This window comes from Aurantimonas manganoxydans SI85-9A1, from assembly GCF_000153465.1.
Classification (GTDB): Bacteria; Pseudomonadota; Alphaproteobacteria; order Rhizobiales; family Rhizobiaceae; genus Aurantimonas; species Aurantimonas manganoxydans.
Genome location: NZ_CH672387.1, coordinates 1 through 16,679, shown reverse-complemented (window position 1 = coordinate 16,679; position 16,679 = coordinate 1). Strand labels below are relative to the sequence as shown.

Below are 16,679 nucleotides of genomic sequence, written 5' to 3'. Positions count from 1 at the left end.
GGTGTGCGATGCAACGCTTCCAACCGATCCTGATGGTCATGACGATCTTGTCATGGCTGATGCTGCCGGCCGCGGCACTGGCGCAGCAGGCGGCGGCGCCCACCGCGACGGGCGAAACGCTGCAGATCGTCGCATTCGGCGACAGTCTGAGCGCCGGCTACGGCGTCGGCCCGGGGGAATCCTTCCCCGAGCAGTTGCAGGCCGCCCTGCGCGATGCCGGCCACGACGTCAGCGTCGCCAATGCGGGCGTCTCCGGCGATACGACCAGCGGCGGCCTCGCGCGGCTGGAATGGTCGGTGCCGCAGGAGGCCGATCTCGTCATCGTCGAGCTTGGCGCCAACGATGCGCTGCGCGGCATCTCGCCCGGGATCACCGAGCGCAATCTCGACCAGATCCTCGCCAAGCTCCAGGCCCGCGACCAGGCCGCGCTTCTCGCCGGCATGATGGCGCCGCCCAACATGGGCGCCGACTACGCGGCCGAGTTCGACGGCATCTACCAGCGCCTCGCCGACAAATACGACGTCGCCTTCTATCCGTTCTTCCTCAATGGCGTCGCCGCCGTGCCGGCGCTCAACCAGGACGACGGCATGCACCCCAATCCGGAGGGCGTCGCCGTCATCGTCGAGCGTATCCTGCCGGCGGTGACCAAGGCGCTCGCTGCAATCAATGCGGAGCGGGGAACGGGTTGAAGCTCGCCGCCAGCCGGCGCAGCGGCGCGGCGAAACTGCGCAGGCGCTTGCGCCGCCACTCGATCATGGCGAAGGCGAAGGCCTCGGTCTCGTCGGTCCATTCCCGCGCCAGGCTCTGCACGTCGGCATAGGGCCGCAGAATCTCGGCGGTGACGTCGCCGGCCTCGAAGCTGAGGTCGGCACCGTGCTTGGCGGCGATCGCCTGCATGCGGCGGTTTTCGCGCAGGCAGGTCAGGAACAGCCGCCGCACGCCGCGATTGCGTGCGCTGGCGACGAGGCGGCCGAACAGGCGGTCGCCATGGCCGTGGCCCTGATAGGGCTTCTCGATGGAAAGCGCGCCCTCGGCCTCGTCATGCGACCCGGTCAGGAAGCGCAGTTCCGCCGCGCCGCGCAATTCGCCGTCGATGAACAGGCCCTTGACCAGCGCCTCGTCGCCGAGCGCCAGCGACACGTAGCGTTCCAGGAAGAAATCATTGACCGCATTGCCGAAGCGCAGGCGCCGGATCTCGGGGTCGAGGCGCTTGAGATGAGCCAGGAGCAGCGGTTCCTCGCCCGGATGCAGGCGCCGGACATGCACCGGTCCGGAGGCGGGGCCGGGCTTGGCGGCGGCCGGGACGGGATCGTGGGAGGTTGCCGGGCGTGCAGGGGACGGGACGTTGGACATGCTCTTCAGCCTTGTTTCGCCCTCCCGCGGCGACCTCCCGCGCCGCAAAGCGAATATAATTGTGCATTGCGAAACGAACAACGCGGCGAAGACCTCTGCAGGGCTGCCCTGTGCTTGCCACATGGCTCGCGAGGTGAGACGCTTTTCGCGATGGCAACACCGCACGGAGGTCTTTCCGATGCCGCGACTGTTCACCGCCCTCGAGATTCCCCACGACATCGCCCTGTCGCTGTCCTTCCTCCGCGGTGGCTTGCCGTCGGCCCGGTGGATCGATGCCGAAAACTACCATCTGACCCTGCGCTTCATCGGCGACGTGGAATCGCGCCTGGCCGACGAGATCGTCGCCCAGCTCGACCGGATCGACTGTTCGGGCTTCACCCTGTCGCTGAAGGGCGTCGCCGCCTTCGGATCGAAGAAGCCGCATTCGCTCTACGCCGGGGTCGAAGCACCCCAAGAACTGGCCGAGTTGCAGGCCGAAATCGACCGGATCTGCCGCCGGGTGGGCCTGCCTGCCGACCCGCGCAAATTCGTGCCGCACGTGACCATCGCCCGGCTCCGCCAGCCCAAGGTCGAGGAGGTCGCCCGCTATCTCGCCGGCCGCGGCAATTTCTCGACCCTGCCCTTCAGGGTCTCCCGCTTCGGCCTGTTCTCGGCGAAGGACTCAGTCGGCGGCGGCCCCTACATTCTGGAAGAGGCGTTTCCGCTGGCGCCGGACGGGGCCGCGCACCACGAAATCGCCGCCGGCCAGATGCCGCGATACCGCGTCGGCTGAAGGAACGGGACGCCCGGCGAGCCGCCGGGGCTTGAGACGCCGCCCGATGCGATCCATCTACCGTCCGCGAGACGGAGGATGCGATGGCAATCGAGAACGGCAAGATCGGCGAAATCCTGCGCCCGGGCAGCGAGGCCGAGCAGGCGCGGCAGGAATCGGACATCCGCCGCTCCTTCTTCGACACGGTCCGCCGGGGCCTGCGCCACATCCCTTTCATGGAGGACGTGGTGGCCTCCTATTATTGCGCGCTCGACCCGCGGACGCCGGCTGCCAGCCGTGGCATCCTCCTCGCCGCGCTCGCCTATTTCGTGCTGCCCTTCGACATCGTTCCGGACTTCATCCTCGGCCTCGGCTTCACTGACGACATCGCGGTTCTCTGGGCCGCGTTCCGCACGGTGCGCGACAATATCCGGCCCGAACATTATGCGAAGGCGCGCACGGCCCTGGGCGAGCTGGACGACTAAGATCGAGGGCCCCTAGCCGGGCGACCGAATGAAATCGCGCCAACCCCATGTCTCGCAACGATTTTCGATGCTTTTTCCGCGAATTGCGGCATGCGCGCCAAACTGTCGCCCGATTCTTTCCGTCATTCACATTCCGTGAAGTTGGCGGATGTGCCGGGGGCTGTCCCGCGTGGTGACGACGCCGGGCGCCGTCTTGGCCCACAGGCCGGACATCGACGATCTTCGGCCGCACCTTGGGGTTTCGTTAACCAAGGATAAAGGCCCGGCCGCTAGACTGCGACAGTAATCTCTCGTCCGGCGTCGTGCCGGTCGCCACAGCCATACCACGCACGCACATCGAAATGAGCGGGGAACCATGAACCTCAAGAACGTCCTGACGGCCGCTGCGGCCATTCTGATCTTCTCGAGCGCCGCCGGGGCGGCCCAGACCCCGACGCGCATGAACCAGTTCAACGCCTGGGGCACCTATTCCTACTCGGGCTCCGACGGGAAGATCTGCTACGTCTTGTCGACGCCGACCAAGATGACGCCGGCCACCGTCGATCATGGCGACATCTTCTTCCTTGTCTCGCAGAAGCCGGGCCAGGGCGTCTCCTACGAGCCGCAGGTCGTCATGGGCTATGCGCTGAAGGAAGGCTCCAAGGTCACGGTCGACGTGGACGGCAAGGATTACTCCATGTTCGTCAAGGGCGAGTCCGCCTGGATGGAGAACGCCGCCGAGGAACCGCAGCTCGTCGCCAATCTGCGCTCCGGCCGGGTGATGACCGTCGAGGCGACCTCCCAGCGCGGCACCGAGACCAGCTACACCTATTCGCTCTCGGGCGTGACGGCGGCGCTGAACTCGATCAACGAGTGCAAGTAGGCGTCGCTGGCCTCGGCCAAGGGACGAAAACGGGATGATGACGCCGGGCTGACAAGCCCGGCGTTTGTCGTTTCGGGCACCAGAAAGACGCCCTGACCTTGCGAAACCGCCCGGAAACCGTCATGTGACGGGGTGAATTTCCAGATTTCAGTCAGTCTCGCCGGCACGTCGCCTGCGAAAGGACATGCTATGGCCGTCTCGCTCGATCTCGCCCACGCCGCCAATCGCCCGCGCCCCGCGCCACCCGTCATGCCGATGGCCGGCGACGAGAAGCCGTCGCTGGTCGGCCTCGACCGCGCCGCCCTCGGCGAGGCGCTGTCCGCCGTCGGCGTGCCGGACAAGCAGATCCGCATGCGCGTCGCGCAGCTCTGGCACTGGCTCTATGTGCGCGGCGTCGCCGATTTCTCGCAGATGGCGAATGTCGCCGGCACGCTGCGCCAGGCGCTGCACGAGGCCTACACGATCGCCCGGCCGGAAGTGGTCGACGAGCAGATCTCGGTCGACGGCACCCGCAAATGGCTGTTCCGCTTTCCGCCGCGCGGCGCCGGGCGGCCGGTCGAGATCGAGACAGTCTACATTCCCGAGGAAGGCCGCGGCACGCTGTGCATCTCCAGCCAGGTCGGCTGCACCCTGACCTGCACCTTCTGCCATACCGGCACCCAGCGCCTCGTGCGCAACCTCCTGCCCGACGAGATCGTCGGCCAGATCCTGGCGGCGCGCGAGCGGCTGGGCGACCTGCCGGACGCGGCCACCCCCGCTGGCGCGATCGTGCCGAACGGTGGCCGGCTGGTGACCAATGTCGTGCTGATGGGCATGGGCGAGCCGCTCTACAATTACGACAATGTCCGCCAGGCGATGGCCGTCGCCTCCGACGGCGAGGGCCTGTCCCTGTCGAAGCGCCGCATCACCCTGTCGACCTCCGGCGTCGTGCCGTCGATCGTCAAGGCGGGCGAGGAGATGGGCGTCAGCCTGGCCATTTCGCTGCATGCCGTGCGCGACGAACTGCGTGACGAGCTGGTGCCGATCAACAAGAAGTACCCGCTCAAGGACCTGCTCGACGCCTGCCGCGCCTATCCCGGCCTGTCGAACGCCCGCCGCATCACCTTCGAATATGTGATGCTCAAGGACGTCAACGATTCCATGGCCGACGCCAAGGAACTGGTGCGCATCCTTCGCGGCATCCCGGCCAAGATCAACCTGATCCCGTTCAACCCCTGGCCGGGCTCGGCCTATGAGTGCTCCGACTGGGACCAGATCGAGCGCTTCGCCGACTATGTGAACCAGGCCGGCTACGCCTCGCCGATCCGCACGCCGCGTGGCCGCGACATCTTCGCCGCCTGCGGCCAGCTCAAGTCGGAATCCGAGCGCCTGAAGAAGAGCGCCCGCGACCGGCTCGAATCCCTGCGCGCCAGCGAACTCGCCGCGGACTGATCGCGGTCGCCGCGGCCCTACCGCCGTGGCCTGTTCTGCGACCCGCCCCATATTCAGCCTGCGGGGCGCTCGCCTCGGCCGTTCGGGAAGGATAAGAGCCGCCGCATGAGCACCGTCCTGCGTTTTCTCTTCGTGATCCCGATCGGCTTCGTGGCCGCCGTCCTGACCGCCGCCTTCGCCATGCTCTGGCCGTTTCTCGACGCGCCGCGGGGCATCACCGGCGCCGATCCCGTCTTCCTGTTCCATACCGGCATCGCCTTCTTCGCCCAGGCGGCGCAGATCGGCTCGGTCGTGCTGGTGCCCTGGGCCCTGTTCATGGTCGCCACCGAGCTCTTCGCCCTGTCGTCGATCGTTCTCCACATCGCCGCCGGCATCCTGGGCGGCATCGCCATCATCGTGACCGCCTATGGCGGCAGCGCCCCGCATATGAGCGTCCAGACGGCGATCGTCGTCGCCTCCCTGTGCTTTGCCCTGGCCTACTGGATCGTCGCCGGACGATCCGCCGGCCGGTGGCGCCGCCGCAGGACCGAACCGAGCGCCGACGGCGCCAGCGAAGGATAGACAGAATGGCCCGCCGCCCCACCGATCCCCGCGCCGCCGCGGAAGCCGTCTTCAAGCCCGCCACGCCGTCTACCGAACGGCTGAAGGAAACCTCGACCGGCGTTCCCACGGCCAGGGAGATGGTCTCGTTGCGGATCGACCGCGACGTGCTGGAGCATTTTCAGGAGGACGGCCCGGGCTGGCAGGACCGGATCAACGCCGCCCTGCGCAAGGCGGCCGGCCTCTGAAGAGGCCTTCCCGCACGTGGTTGCGGGACATGGCGCGCCGGCAGACCTTGCCCTGACGCTGCCCTGCGGCAGATTGGCGCCATGATCACGATCCATCACCTGAACAATTCGCGCTCCCAGCGTGTCCTGTGGCTCCTCGAGGAACTCGAGGTCACCTACGACGTGAAGCGCTACGAGCGCGCCAGGGACATGCGCGCGCCGGCCGAGCTAAAGGCGGTCCATCCGCTCGGCAAGTCGCCGGTACTGACCGACGGCGAGCGGACCGTCGCCGAAACCGGCGCCATCGTCGAATACATTCTCGCCGGTCACGGCAACGGCCGGCTGATGCCGCCGCAAGGCACCGCGGACTACTGGGACGCCCGGCACTTCCTGCACTATGCGGAAGGCTCGGCGATGCCGCCGCTGTTCCTGATGCTGGTGCTGCAGATGATCCCGGCCCGCGCACCGTTCTTCGCCAAACCGATCCTGAAGACCTCGATGAAGAAGGTCGACGACATGCTGGTGCGCCCGCAGATGGCACTGCATCTCGACCATTGGGAAGCCTCGCTCGGCGACACCGGCTGGTTCGCCGGGCCGGAGATGACGGTCGCCGACATCATGATGAGCTTTCCCGTCGAGGCGGCGGCCCAGCGCTTCGGCTACGAGGACCGCCCGAAACTGCGGGATTTCCTGCTGCGCATTCACGAGCGCCCGGCCTATCGCCGCGGCCTGAAGCGCGGCGGTCCCTACGCCTACGCCTGAATGATGCGCATCAGCGCCAGGCGACCAGCACCGCCCCGGCCATGATGAGGACCACGCCCGCCCAGTTGGCCGGCGACAGCTTTTCGCCGAGAAAGGCTGCGCCGAAGACGGCGACCAGCACGACGCTCAGCTTGTCCACCGGCGCCACCATCGAGGCCGGGCCGAGCTTCAGCGCGCGGAAATAGCACAGCCACGACGCTCCGGTCGCCAGGCCCGACAGGGCGAGGAAGACGAGGCTGCGGCGGGACATCTCGCTCGGGGCCTGCCACTGCCCGGTCGCCGCGACGATGGCGGCCAGCATGACCACGACGACGAGCGTGCGCAGCAGCGTCGCCAGATCCGAGTTGATCGCCTCGACGCCGACCTTGGCGAGAATCGCCGTGGCCGCCGCGAAGATGGCCGCGCCGAGCGCCCAGAACTGCCAGGACTGGACGAGGCCGGCAGCGGGGCCGGCCATGTCAGCGACCCTGCGTCAGCAGGATCTTCACCGCGAAGGCCGAGAACACGCTGGCGAACAGCCAGTCGATGCCGCGCATGATCTTCGGCCGGCGCTTCAGCGCTGCAGCGAACCTGTCGGCGGCCAGGATCATCGCCGCGCTCATCGGCACCGCCAGAACGATGAAGAACACGCCGAGAAAGAACAGCTTGCCGGCGACGTCGCTGTCGCGCGCCGACACGAACTGCGGCAGGAAGGTCACGAAGAACAGGATGATCTTCGGATTGAGGAGATTGATCCCGATCCCGGTCAGCCAGTTGGAGAACAGGCTGTGTGGACGCCGCGCCGCCGTGCCGTCGAGGCGGAAGGTGGAACTGCCGCGGATCGCCTGGATGGCGAGGAAGACGAGATAGCCGGCACCGACGATCTTCAGCGCCAGGAACGCTTCCGGCGAGGCGGCGATCAGCGCCGAGACACCGAAGGCGGCAAGGCTGGTGTGGACGAGGATGCCCGTCGCCGCGCCGAGCATGGCGGCGAAGCCGGCGGCCCGGCCTTCCGACAGGGTGCGGCCGAGAAACAGCGTCATGTCCGGCCCGGGGGTGATGGTCAGGACGAACGCCGCGGCGACGAAGGCGAGCAGCGTCGCAAGATCGGGAAGAAAGCTCATCACGCCCTCATCTGTGTGCCGGACCCTTCGCCGGTGCCGAATACGGCAGCGGCCGAACGGCGCCGAACCTATGCCCGCAACGGGCCGAACGCCACCGGATTTCCGCCCGCACCGGCCCTGCCTGCCCGATGCCCGGTTTCCCTCGCGGCCCTCTTTGCGCTAGAGCCCATGCAAACTTCAAGACGGAAGAACCCATGGCACAGCATCGCGACATCAAGAAGGTCGTCCTCGCCTATTCGGGCGGCCTCGACACCTCGATCATCCTGAAATGGCTGCAGACCGAATACGGCGCGGAGGTCGTGACCTTCACCGCCGATCTCGGCCAGGGCGAAGAGCTGGAACCGGCCCGCAAGAAGGCGGAGATGATGGGGATCAAGGAGATCTACATCGAGGACGTGCGCGAGGAATTCTGCCGCGACTTCGTCTTCCCGATGTTCCGCGCCAACGCGGTCTACGAGGGCACCTACCTTTTGGGCACGTCGATCGCCCGACCGCTGATCTCCAAGCGGCTGGTCGAGATCGCCCGCGAGACCGGCGCCGACGCCATCGCCCATGGCGCCACCGGCAAGGGCAACGACCAGGTCCGCTTCGAGCTGTCGGCCTATGCGCTGGCCCCCGATATCAAGGTCATCGCCCCGTGGCGCGACTGGGAGTTCAAGTCGCGCACCGATCTCCTGGATTTCGCCGAGAAGAACCAGATCACCGTGACCAAGGACAAGCGCGGCGAGGCGCCGTTCTCGGTCGACGCCAACCTCCTGCACTCCTCCTCCGAGGGCAAGGTTCTGGAAGACCCGGCGGAATCGGCACCGCCCTACGTCTTCATGCGCACCGTCAGCCCCGAGGACGCACCGGACCAGGCGACGATCATCACCGTCGGCTTCAAGAACGGCGATCCGGTCTCCATCGACGGCAAGGCGATGAAGCCGCACGAATTGCTGGCGGCGCTGAACGATCTGGGCCGCGACAACGGCATCGGCCGTCTCGACCTCGTCGAGAACCGTTTCGTCGGCATGAAGTCGCGCGGCATCTACGAGACGCCGGGCGGCACCATCCTGCTCGCCGCCCATCGCGCCATGGAATCCATCACCCTCGACCGCGGTGCGATGCACCTGAAGGACGAGCTGATGCCGCGCTATGCCGAGCTGATCTACAATGGCTTCTGGTTCTCGCCGGAGCGCGAGATGCTGCAGGCCGCCATCGACCACAGCCAGCGCCATGTCGAGGGCACGGTGCGGCTGAAGCTCTACAAGGGCAATGTCATCGTCGAGGGCCGCGAGAGCGCGAAGTCGCTCTATTCCGACGCGCTGGTCACCTTCGAGGACGATCACGGCGCCTACGACCAGAAGGACGCCGCCGGCTTCATCAAGCTGAACGCCCTGCGCCTGCGCACGCTCGCCAAGCGCGACGGCCGCTAGGCATCGCCGGGCGCCCCTCGCCGGCAGCAGACCCGAACGACAAAGGCCCGGCGGATCGCTCCGCCGGGCCTTTTGTTTGCCGGAACCGTGCGCCTATCGGGCGGGCGCCGGCTCCTGCGCGGCCACAGGGCGCCGGCTGCGGTTGAAGGCCATGGCGGTCAGGACGATCGCCAGCCAGACGACCGCCAGGATCAGCCAGATGCCGCCATAGATCAGCCCCATGCCGATCAGGCCGGCCTGCACGACGTAGTAGGCCATGGGGATCAGCGTCATGCGGATCACCTCGCCCTCGCGGTCGGTCAGGCCCACCACCGCCGAGGCCGCGACGACATTGTGGACGCAGATCATGTTGCCGGCGGCCCCGCCCACGGCCTGCAACGTGACCACGATCATCGCCCCGGCCGCGCCGAGACCGATCTGTTCGGCCGCCGAGAACTGGAACAGCGAGAACATCATGTTGGACACGGTGTTCGAGCCGGCGATGAAGGCGCCGAGCGCCCCGATCAGCGGCGCAAAGAGCGGCCAGGCGCTGCCGACCACGCTGGAGACGCCCTCGGCCAGCACCAGCGGCATCGATTCCAGCGGACCGCGACCGGTGTTCAGGAACACCTGCACCATCGGCACCGCCAGCAGCAGCGCCGGAGCGGCCGCGACCATGGTGCGGGCCGACCCGGCCCAGGCCCGCGCATAGGCCTTGCCGCTCATACCGAAGATGAACACCGCCAGCAGCGAGGCGATGATCAGCACCGCACCCGGCGAATAGAGCAACTGCGCCGTGGCGTTGATGCCCGAGCCGAACAGATCGTTGAACGCCAGCGTCGCGCTTGGCGAGGTCAGCGCCGCCTTCAACGGGGCGACGACCCGGGTCAGCACTAGGAGCACGGCGATGATCAGATAGGGCGACCAGGCGCGCAGCAGCGAGATCTGCCGGCCGCTGGCATGGCCCGCCGCCACCTCTTCCGCCTCGGCGGCCTTCAGCGTGCCGAACCAGTGGTCGTTCCAGCCCTGCCGCGCCGGGAAGTCGAACCGGTCCTTCGGCAACAGGAAGCCGCGGCGCGCCACCGGCACGACGATCAGAAGGCCGATCAGGCCGCCGACCAGCGACGGAAACTCCGGCCCTAGCAGCCATGCCACCAGATAATACGGGACGGTGAAGGCGATGCCGGCGAACAGCGCGAACTTCCAGACCCGGAAGCCCTCCATGAACGAGCGGTTGGCGCCGAAGAAGCGGGTCAGCATGCCGACCATGATCAGCGGGATGACGAAGCCGACGAGGGCGTGGACCATCGCGACATTGGCGGCGATGGCGTAGACATAATCGATCAGCGGCAGCGGCGAGATGGTCTGCAAGACGCCGTCATTGCCAGACAGGCCGGTGTTGATGCCGACGAGCATCGGCGTGCCGACGGCGCCGAAGGAGACCGGGGTCGACTGGATGATCAGCGTCACCAGCACGGCGGCCATGGCCGGGAAGCCGATCGCCACCAGAAGCGGCGCGGCGACCGCGGCCGGGGTGCCGAAGCCGGACGCGCCCTCGATCATCGAGCCGAACAGCCAGGCGATGATGATCGCCTGGATGCGGCGGTCAGGCGACAGGTCTGTGAAGCCGCGGCGAATGGCGCGGATGGCGCCGCTTTCATGCACGGTCTGCAGGACGAGAATGGCGCCGAAGATGATGAAGAGCAGCGTCAGCGCGGTGACGAGGCCGTTGACCGTGGCCCCGGCGACCGTGCCGAGATCCTGGCCCCAGACCGTCAGCGCGATGATCGCCGTGGCCGCATAGGCCACCAGCATCGCAAGCTTGGCCGAGCGTCGCATGACGACGAGCAAGACGAACACGATCGCGACCGGCAGCAATGCCAGGCCGAAGAGAACTCCCTGCCCCATTCCCGTTTCCTCCGAAGGGTGAGTGACTTGGCTGCTAATTTCCCTCGGCTGGACAGAAAGCAAGAGGGATTGTTCGCCGTCCTGACGATTGACTGTTCAGACCGGCTTTTCCCGGGCTCCTGCGATCCCCAGATAGACAAAAGTCTGATCCCGAAAGGTGCCAAGCGATGATCCCCTATTCCGTCCTCGACCTGTCGCCGATCCCCGAGGGTGGGACCGCCGCCGACGCCCTGCACAATTCCGGTGATCTGGCACGCCACGCCGAGGCGCTCGGCTACACGCGCTACTGGATGGCCGAGCACCACAACATGACCGGCATCGCCAGCGCCGCGACGGCCGTGGCGCTCGGCTATGTGGCCGGCCAGACGCAGACCATCCGTGTCGGCGCCGGCGGCGTCATGCTGCCCAACCATGCCCCGCTGGTGATCGCCGAACAGTTCGGCACCCTGGCGACGCTCTATCCTGACCGGGTCGATCTCGGCCTCGGCCGCGCGCCGGGCACCGACCAGATGACCGCGCGGGCGCTGCGCCGCAGCCTCGACAACTCCGACAACTTCCCCCAGGACGTGATGGAGCTGATGGTCTATTTCGAGGAGGCCGAGCCGAACCAGCGCATCCGCGCGGTGCCTGGCGAGGGCACCCGGGTGCCGGTGTGGATTCTCGGCTCCAGCCTCTATGGCGCCCAGCTCGCCGCCCATCTCGGCCTGCCCTATGCCTTCGCGTCGCATTTCGCGCCGGGCGCGCTCGCCCAGGCCGTCGAGGTCTATCGCGACAGCTACCGGCCGTCGGAGCGCTGGCCCGAGCCGCATTTCATGCTGGCGATCAACGTCTTCGCCGCCGACAGCGACGAGGAAGGCCGGGTGCTGAAATCCTCCATGCAGCAGGCCTTCGTGAACCTGCGCACCGGCATGCCCGGCCCGCTGCCGCGGCCGGTCGACGATTTCGAGGCCGGCGTCGATCCGATGGCGAAATCCATGGTCGACCAGGCGCTGTCGGTCTCGGCCACGGGCTCGCCGGCCAGTGTCGCCGCCAGCCTGTCGGCGCTGATCGACACCTACCGCCCGGACGAGGTGATCCTGACCGGCCAGATCCACGACCACGCGGCGCGCAAGCGCTCCTTCGAGATCGCCGCCGGGGTGATGCAGGAGATCGGCGCGCGCCGCGACGCTGCGGAGTAGGCAGTCACGGGCTTCGGGCGGGCTGTTCGCCGCCCGGGCGCTTTGCAGCGCCGGTGCGCGGCGCTAGAGATTGCGCGTCACGGATGCGGAGTGCGCCCGATGCCCGCCCTCACCACGATCGGCTGCGATGCCGACGACACGCTCTGGCACAATGAGCGGTTCTTCCAGCTGACCGAGGCCCGGTTCCGCGAAATGCTGGCTGATCATGCCGACGCGGAACTCGTGTCCAGCCGGCTCTTGGAGGCCGAGCGTCGCAATCTCGGCCACTACGGATTCGGCATCAAGGGCTTCGTCCTGTCGATGATCGAGACCGCGCTGGACGTCACCGGCGACACCGCCTCGCCGGCCATCGTCCGGCAGATCCTCGATGCCGGCCGCGAGATGCTGGAGCACCCGGTCGAAGCCCTGCCCGAGGCGCAGGAGACCCTTGCCATGCTCGCTGGCGGCTATCGGCTGGTGCTGATCACCAAGGGCGACCTGTTCGACCAGGAGCGCAAGCTCGCGGCCTCCGGACTGGGCGACTACTTCGACGCGGTGGAGATCGTCAGCGACAAGACGGCGGCGACCTACGAGCGGCTGTTCGCCCGCCACGGCGACGGGCCGGCCCGCGCCATGATGGTCGGCAATTCGCTGAAGTCGGATGTGCTGCCGGCGCTGGCGGCCGGGAGCTTCGGCGTCCACGTCCCGCACGAGCTGACCTGGGCGCTGGAACATGCCGAGCTGCCAGGGAACGCGCCGCGCTTCAGGCAGGTCGACAGGCTCGGCGAAGTGCGCTACATCCTCGCCGAGATCGGCTGAGCGCAGGCCGGCCCACGCCTCAGTCGCGGCCGGCCAGGTGCTGGGCCTTGCGCAGGTCGGGGAACATCCACGACCACAGGCCGGCGACGCCGACTGTCGCGAGGCCCCCGAGCACCACCGCCGGCACGGCGCCGATCCAGAAGGCCATCACCCCGGCGCGGAACTCGCCGAGCTCGTTGGACGCGCCGATAAAGACCATGTTGACGGCGTTGACCCGGCCGCGAACCTCGTCCGGCGTCCAGAGCTGCATGATGGTCTCGCGGATATAGACGCTGATCATGTCCGACGCGCCCATGAAGATCAGCGCGACGATGGCGAGCCACGGTACGGTGGCCATGCCGAACAATGCGGTAAAGGCGCCGAACAGGCCGACGAAGACGAACATCTTGACGCCGGCATGGGTCTTGATCGGATGGGCCGTGAGCCATACCGCCATCGACACTGCGCCGATGCCGGGCGCTGCCCGAAGGAGTCCGAGCCCCCAGGGGCCGACATGCAGGACGTCCCGCGCATAGACGGGCATCAGCGCCACGGCGCCGCCGAGCAGCACGGCGAAGAGATCGAGCGAGATCGCGCCGAGCACCACCTTCTCCGACCAGATGAAGCGAAAGCCGGCGACGATGGTCTCGAAGCTCGCCGGTTCGCTGGACCGCTTCTGGGCCGGCGCTGCGATCGACAGGACGAGAACCGCAGCCGCAACGAACAGCGTCAGGCCGGTGCCGTAGGCGGCGACGGGCGAGACGCCGTAGAGCAGCCCGCCGGCGACCGGGCCGACGATCGCCGCGATCTGCCAGGAGGAGGAGTTCCAGGCAATCGCGTTGGCAAGTTCGCGCTTCGTCACGAGATTGACGACCAGCGACTGCGAGGCGGGACCGAAGAAGGCGCGGGCGATGCCGAAGCCGACAAGGATCGCGAAGACCGGATAGGGCGTGGCGAGGCCGTGCCAGGTCAGGAGCAGCAGCCCGAGGGCGCCGAGCGCCTCGACGAGGATCGCCACCGCCATGATCATCCGCCGCGAATATCGGTCGGCGGCAGCCCCGGTGACCAGCACCAGAACGAGCGCCGGCAGGAACTGGCAGAGGCCGACGATCCCCAGATCCAGCGGATTGCGGGTCAGGTCGTAGATCTGCCAGCCGACGGAGACGACGACGATCTGGATGGCGAAGGTCGAGAAGAAGCGCGACAGCCAGTAGCGCAGGAACCGCGGATTGCGGAAGGCGGCGAAGCGATCCTCGACCGGAATGGCGCTCGTGTCGGGAACACCCGGCGCGGCGGAAGCGGTCTCACTGTCCTGTGTCACCCATGCACCTGCAACGATCCGGCCCGCACCAACCGGGCAAGGCGGACCATGACTGCGCGATGTCCTGGAAGGAAATGATGGCTGGTGGAGCTGAGCGGGATCGAACCGCTGACCTCGTCATTGCGAACGACGCGCTCTCCCAACTGAGCTACAGCCCCGTCCACCATTTCGACCGGCATTTAGTGCCGCGGCGCCGGCCCTGTCAACGCCCCTTGCTTGGCGGCCCCGGCGCGACCGGACCGGGCCGGTCGCGCAGGCTGCGAAGCGGGCGCGGCTTGCGTATCGGCAAGGCGATGGCTACATCCGAAACCGTTATCGCAAAGGGCCCGATTTGATGCTTGCAGTCACCTACGTCCTCTATCAGGCACTCAATCTGTACTGGTGGATCGTGATCGCGTCGGCCGTGTTGTCGTGGCTCTATGCCTTCAACATCGTCAATCCCGGCAATCCCTTCGTCGACTCCGTCGGCCGCTTCCTGTGGCAGATGACCGAGCCGGTCTATCGCCGCATCCGCCGGGTCCTGCCGGATCTCGGCGGCATCGACCTGTCGCCGCTGGTCGTCCTGTTCGCCATCATGTTCCTGCAGTATCTGATCGCGGTCTATATCAATCCGGCGATCTACAGCGCCGGCATCTGAGCGATCGCTCCGTCCGACCCGGTGACGGAAGCGCGCTTCTGGCGGCCTGACGGCGAGGATGCCGTCCTCGTCGACATCCGCCTGACGCCGAAATCCGCCGCAGACCGGATCGAGGGCAGCGTGACGGATGCGGCGGGACGGGCATTCCTGAAGGCCCGGGTGCGGGCCGTCCCCGAGGACGGCAAGGCCAATGCCGCGCTTCTCAAGCTCCTGGCGAAGACGATCGGCGTTCCGAAATCGTCGGTCACGCTGGTCGCGGGCCACACGTCGCGGGTCAAGACCCTGCGCCTCACCGGCGACGCCGAGCGCCTCGCGACGGCGCTGAACGCCCTGAACTGACCTTTAGACACCAAAACGCCGCCCGAACTTAGTCGAAGGCGGCGTGGCATGCATTCATGTGGGGCAGAGCGGATCGATGCCCGATCGCGGCGTCCTGCGCCGCGGCCTCAAGTCTCAGAGACGGCCGAAGCGGACGGCCTGAGTGATCTGCGACCTGCCGACGCCGATGTCGGCGAGCTCGCGGTCGTCCATCATTTCCAGCTGGCGGATCTGGTTGCGATGGTTGCGGTAGGGATAGTGTCCCACCATGTGGTGTAGCTGACGGCGATGGCCGTGCGGTTCCGGCCAAGCCGGATTGATCAGCGTGCCACGGCTGGCAGGCTAACGAACGGATCATCGCTCAGGGGAGCGACGGATTCCAGTGTCATGTACCTGGCCCGCTGAACCGCCCACTCATCATTTTGCTCGAGCAGCAGCGCGCCGACGAGGCGCTGGATGGCCTCATCGTTGGGAAAGATGCCGACGACGTCGGTGCGCCGCTTGATCTCGCCGTTCAGCCGCTCGATCGGATTCGTGCTGTGCAATTTGGCCCGATGCTCCCTAGGGAAGGTCATGTAGGCCAGCACGTCGGGCTCGGCCTCGTCGAGGATGGCAGCGAGCTTCGGCACCTTTGGCCGGATCTGGTCGGCGACGGAGCGCCATTGCTGGCTGGCGGCCTCTGGCGTCTCTTGGGCAAAGGCGGTGGCGATGAAGGCGGAGACGACACGACGGCCGCTCTTGCCAGCATGGGCCAGGACGTTGCGCATGAAGTGCACGCGGCAGCGCTGCCATGTCGCCGTTAGCACCTTGGTGACCGCGGCTTTGATGCCCTCGTGAGCGTCGGACACGACGAGCTTCACGCCGCGAAGGCCGCGTCGGGTCAGCTTTCTCAGGAACTCGGTCCAGATCGGCTCGGCTTCCGAGGTGCCGATCTCCATGCCGAGAACCTCACGCCGGCCATCGGCGTTGACGCCGACGGCGATGATCACGGCAACCGAGACGATGCGGCCGCCGCGGCGGACCTTGAGGTAGGTGGCGTCGATCCAGAGATAGGGCCAGTCGCCTTCGATCGGCCGCTCCAGAAAGGCTTTTACCTTGCCGTCGATCTCTTCACACAGCCTCGACACCTGGCTCTTGGAGATGCCGGTCATGCCCATCGCCTTGACCAGGTCGTCGACCGAGCGCGTCGAGATGCCCTGGACATAGGCCTCTTGAATGACGGCCGTCAGGGCCTTCTCGGCCATGCGCCGCGGCTCCAGAAAGCCGGGAAAGTAGCTGCCCCTGCGCAGCTTTGGGATGCGCAACTCGACTGTGCCGGCTCTCGTCTGCCAGTCCCTGTCGCGGTAGCCATTGCGCTGGGCGAGGCGCTCGGCACTCTTCTCGCCATAGCCGGCGCCAGTCGCGGCACCGACCTCCAGTTCCATCAGCCGCTCGGCGGCAAAGCCGATCATCTCGCGCAGCAGATCGGCATCAGGGGTCTTCTCCAGAAGGCTGCGCAGGCCCATCATGTCATTGGTCATCAGGGGATCTCCGGTTGCAGTTAGGTCTCGCAACCCAAGCCTAACCGGAAACCGCTGGTGACCACCGCGCCGCCAATCTCGTCCTACAGCGCGATGAAAGGCGCGGACGAGA

Annotated in this window: 20 protein-coding genes and 1 tRNA gene; 13 read left to right on the top strand and 8 right to left on the bottom strand. The window is 67.2% G+C overall.

The annotated features are described in order from the left end of the window. Nucleotides 1-8: 8 nt before the first annotated feature. The gene (locus SI859A1_RS00380; RefSeq protein ID WP_040324890.1) at nucleotides 9-689 is read left to right on the top strand and encodes an arylesterase; all 681 of its coding nucleotides are present in this window, start codon (nucleotides 9-11) and stop codon (nucleotides 687-689) included. Here SI859A1_RS00380 and SI859A1_RS20075 read toward each other — a convergent pair. Beyond that, entirely contained in the window at nucleotides 664-1,353 is a 690-nt protein-coding gene (locus SI859A1_RS20075; protein WP_050767377.1) for a GNAT family N-acetyltransferase, read from the bottom strand. The genes SI859A1_RS00380 and SI859A1_RS20075 overlap by 26 nt on opposite strands. A gap of 178 nt (nucleotides 1,354-1,531) precedes the next feature. On the opposite strand from SI859A1_RS20075, the gene thpR reads away from it, so the two are divergent. The 7 genes from thpR (at nucleotide 1,532) to SI859A1_RS00340 (ending at nucleotide 6,411) form a co-directional block, all read left to right on the top strand. After that, nucleotides 1,532-2,125, top strand: a complete 594-nt coding sequence (gene thpR / locus SI859A1_RS00370) for an RNA 2',3'-cyclic phosphodiesterase (RefSeq protein WP_009207905.1) — start codon at nucleotides 1,532-1,534, stop codon at nucleotides 2,123-2,125. Nucleotides 2,126-2,208: 83 nt separating this feature from the next. Then, nucleotides 2,209-2,589, top strand: coding sequence for a YkvA family protein (locus SI859A1_RS00365; RefSeq protein WP_009207904.1), 381 nt, complete (start codon nucleotides 2,209-2,211; stop codon nucleotides 2,587-2,589). A gap of 355 nt (nucleotides 2,590-2,944) precedes the next feature. After that, a complete protein-coding gene (locus SI859A1_RS00360) occupies nucleotides 2,945-3,451 on the top strand; it encodes an invasion associated locus B family protein (protein WP_009207903.1) in 507 nt (168 codons plus the stop codon). A gap of 189 nt (nucleotides 3,452-3,640) precedes the next feature. Beyond that, a complete protein-coding gene (gene rlmN, locus SI859A1_RS00355) occupies nucleotides 3,641-4,882 on the top strand; it encodes a dual-specificity RNA methyltransferase RlmN (protein ID WP_009207902.1) in 1,242 nt (413 codons plus the stop codon). A 105-nt stretch (nucleotides 4,883-4,987) separates the two neighbouring features. Continuing rightward, on the top strand, nucleotides 4,988-5,443 hold the full coding sequence (locus tag SI859A1_RS00350) for a hypothetical protein (RefSeq protein ID WP_009207901.1): 456 nt from the start codon (nucleotides 4,988-4,990) through the stop codon (nucleotides 5,441-5,443). Nucleotides 5,444-5,448: 5 nt separating this feature from the next. Next, complete coding sequence (locus SI859A1_RS00345; protein ID WP_040324887.1) at nucleotides 5,449-5,670, top strand: BrnA antitoxin family protein; 222 nt, start codon at nucleotides 5,449-5,451, stop codon at nucleotides 5,668-5,670. An 81-nt stretch (nucleotides 5,671-5,751) separates the two neighbouring features. Continuing rightward, a complete protein-coding gene (locus SI859A1_RS00340; protein ID WP_009207900.1) occupies nucleotides 5,752-6,411 on the top strand; it encodes a glutathione S-transferase family protein in 660 nt (219 codons plus the stop codon). 10 nt (nucleotides 6,412-6,421) lie between these two features. Here SI859A1_RS00340 and SI859A1_RS00335 read toward each other — a convergent pair whose 3' ends face one another. Further along, the gene (locus SI859A1_RS00335) at nucleotides 6,422-6,868 is read right to left on the bottom strand and encodes an EamA family transporter (protein WP_009207899.1); all 447 of its coding nucleotides are present in this window, start codon (nucleotides 6,866-6,868) and stop codon (nucleotides 6,422-6,424) included. Nucleotide 6,869: 1 nt separating this feature from the next. Continuing rightward, complete coding sequence (locus tag SI859A1_RS00330; protein WP_040324885.1) at nucleotides 6,870-7,514, bottom strand: LysE family translocator; 645 nt, start codon at nucleotides 7,512-7,514, stop codon at nucleotides 6,870-6,872. A 194-nt stretch (nucleotides 7,515-7,708) separates the two neighbouring features. On the opposite strand from SI859A1_RS00330, the gene SI859A1_RS00325 reads away from it, so the two are divergent. Beyond that, nucleotides 7,709-8,929 carry an argininosuccinate synthase gene (locus tag SI859A1_RS00325; protein ID WP_009207897.1) on the top strand — a complete coding sequence of 407 codons (1,221 nt, stop codon included), beginning with the start codon at nucleotides 7,709-7,711 and terminating at the stop codon, nucleotides 8,927-8,929. A gap of 93 nt (nucleotides 8,930-9,022) precedes the next feature. Here SI859A1_RS00325 and SI859A1_RS00320 read toward each other — a convergent pair whose 3' ends face one another. After that, on the bottom strand, nucleotides 9,023-10,816 hold the full coding sequence (locus tag SI859A1_RS00320) for an L-lactate permease (protein ID WP_009207896.1): 1,794 nt from the start codon (nucleotides 10,814-10,816) through the stop codon (nucleotides 9,023-9,025). Nucleotides 10,817-10,983: 167 nt separating this feature from the next. Between SI859A1_RS00320 and SI859A1_RS00315 the strand changes: the two genes are divergently transcribed. Both SI859A1_RS00315 and SI859A1_RS00310 read left to right on the top strand, forming a co-directional pair. After that, nucleotides 10,984-11,994 (top strand): LLM class flavin-dependent oxidoreductase, encoded by a 1,011-nt coding sequence (locus SI859A1_RS00315; RefSeq protein WP_009207895.1) that lies wholly within the window; start codon nucleotides 10,984-10,986, stop codon nucleotides 11,992-11,994. Nucleotides 11,995-12,093: 99 nt separating this feature from the next. Beyond that, the gene (locus SI859A1_RS00310; RefSeq protein WP_009207894.1) at nucleotides 12,094-12,792 is read left to right on the top strand and encodes an HAD family hydrolase; all 699 of its coding nucleotides are present in this window, start codon (nucleotides 12,094-12,096) and stop codon (nucleotides 12,790-12,792) included. Between the two features lie 19 nt (nucleotides 12,793-12,811). On the opposite strand, the gene SI859A1_RS00305 is transcribed toward SI859A1_RS00310, so the two are convergent. Then, nucleotides 12,812-14,035, bottom strand: a complete 1,224-nt coding sequence (locus tag SI859A1_RS00305; protein WP_040326087.1) for an MFS transporter — start codon at nucleotides 14,033-14,035, stop codon at nucleotides 12,812-12,814. Nucleotides 14,036-14,174: 139 nt separating this feature from the next. Continuing rightward, a tRNA-Ala gene (locus tag SI859A1_RS00300) sits at nucleotides 14,175-14,250 on the bottom strand. Between the two features lie 176 nt (nucleotides 14,251-14,426). Here SI859A1_RS00300 and SI859A1_RS00295 point away from each other — a divergent pair. Together SI859A1_RS00295 and SI859A1_RS00290 are read left to right on the top strand one after the other, a co-directional pair. Then, the gene (locus SI859A1_RS00295; protein WP_009207892.1) at nucleotides 14,427-14,729 is read left to right on the top strand and encodes a YggT family protein; all 303 of its coding nucleotides are present in this window, start codon (nucleotides 14,427-14,429) and stop codon (nucleotides 14,727-14,729) included. Between the two features lie 21 nt (nucleotides 14,730-14,750). Further along, a complete protein-coding gene (locus SI859A1_RS00290; RefSeq protein ID WP_040324882.1) occupies nucleotides 14,751-15,068 on the top strand; it encodes a DUF167 family protein in 318 nt (105 codons plus the stop codon). A gap of 114 nt (nucleotides 15,069-15,182) precedes the next feature. Here the strand turns inward: SI859A1_RS00290 and SI859A1_RS20630 are convergent, their stop codons facing one another. Further along, nucleotides 15,183-15,317: a YjiS-like domain-containing protein gene (locus tag SI859A1_RS20630; protein WP_081451295.1), complete on the bottom strand. Its 135-nt coding sequence runs from the start codon at nucleotides 15,315-15,317 to the stop codon at nucleotides 15,183-15,185. A gap of 50 nt (nucleotides 15,318-15,367) precedes the next feature. After that, nucleotides 15,368-16,567: an IS256 family transposase gene (locus tag SI859A1_RS00285; protein WP_009207891.1), complete on the bottom strand. Its 1,200-nt coding sequence runs from the start codon at nucleotides 16,565-16,567 to the stop codon at nucleotides 15,368-15,370. Between the last annotated feature and the right edge of the window lie 112 nt (nucleotides 16,568-16,679).